This window comes from Acidiphilium sp. PM, assembly GCF_000219295.1.
GTDB lineage: Bacteria > Pseudomonadota > Alphaproteobacteria > Acetobacterales > Acetobacteraceae > Acidiphilium > Acidiphilium multivorum.
Genome location: NZ_AFPR01000338.1, coordinates 1 through 888, shown reverse-complemented (window position 1 = coordinate 888; position 888 = coordinate 1). Strand labels below are relative to the sequence as shown.

The window sequence follows — 888 nt, the reverse complement described above, 5'->3', positions numbered from 1 at the left end:
TCGGGCGTGCGCCGGACCCGGGCGGCGCTCGCGCGCGGCGAGATCGGCGCCGCCGAATACGACGAAGCGATCGCGACCTGGACCGAGGACGCGATCCGCCTGCAGGAGCGGATCGGGCTCGACGTGCTGGTGCACGGCGAGTTCGAGCGCAACGACATGGTCAAGTATTTCGGCGAGCAGCTCGACGGTTTCGCCTTCACCCGGCATGGCTGGGTGCAGTCCTATGGCAGCCGCTGCGTGGCGCCGCCGATCATCTGGGGCGATGTCGCGCGGCCCCGGCCGATGACGGTGCGCTGGGCGCGCCATGCCCAGTCGCTCACCGCCCGGCCCGTGAAGGGGATGCTGACCGGGCCGGTGACGATGCTGCAATGGTCCTTCGTGCGCGACGACCTGCCGCGCGAGACGGTCTGCCGGCAGATCGCGCTGGCGCTGCGCGACGAGGTGGCCGACCTCGAGGCCGCCGGCCTCGCCATCATCCAGGTGGACGAGCCGGCCTTCCGCGAGGGGCTGCCGCTGCGCACCGCCGACCGCGAGGCCTATCTGCGCTGGGCGGTGTCCTGCTTCCGCCTCGCCACCGCCGTGGTGCGCGACGACACGGCGATCCACACCCATATGTGCTACGCCGAATTCCAGGACATCATGCCGGCCATCGCCACGATGGATGCGGACGCGATCTCGATCGAGACCGCCCGCAGCCGGATGGAACTGCTGGAGGCCTTCGCCGGCCACGGCCCCTCCGCCTACCCGGCCGAGATCGGCCCCGGCGTGTGGGACATCCACAGCCCGCGAATCCCGCCCGAGGAGGAAATCCTCGCCCTGCTCCGCCTCGCCCGGCGGAAGCTGGCGGACGACCAGCTCTGGGTGAACCCGGATTGCGGGCTGAAGACC

The 888-nt window shown here is 71.4% G+C and carries 1 pseudogene; it reads left to right on the top strand.

The window, feature by feature from the left end:
- Positions 1 to 888: pseudogene (locus APM_RS12375) on the top strand (5-methyltetrahydropteroyltriglutamate--homocysteine S-methyltransferase); the annotation flags it as partial.